Genomic DNA, 229 nt, shown 5'->3' with positions numbered 1-229 from the left:
CTGCACACGCAGGTCGAGCGTCTGGATGGGCAGCACGGTGAACTCGTCGGCGTTGAGGCTGTGGGCAGGAATCTTGCCGTGATCGACGGTGCCGTCATTGGTCAGCTCGATATGGCAGGCGTCCGGGGTGACCCGGCCGGTAACCGTAAGGTCGACAGCCGACGCTGCGTGGGCATCGGTCATCGCGGCCAGGCCAAGCACCATGACCACATTTCGCCCCCATGCCATC

General features: G+C 64.6%; 1 protein-coding gene. It reads right to left on the bottom strand.

Annotated elements, in window-relative coordinates; translation table 11 throughout:
* Positions 1 to 204 (bottom strand): DUF1120 domain-containing protein (locus AAEY88_RS15795; RefSeq protein WP_350563923.1); only part of this gene is annotated, 204 nt, incomplete at its 3' end.
* Positions 205 to 229: the final 25 nt, after the last annotated feature.

The organism is Psychrobacter sp. CAL346-MNA-CIBAN-0220 (assembly GCF_040309805.1).
Classification (GTDB): Bacteria; Pseudomonadota; Gammaproteobacteria; order Pseudomonadales; family Moraxellaceae; genus Psychrobacter.
This window is presented reverse-complemented; position numbering and strand designations above follow the sequence as displayed.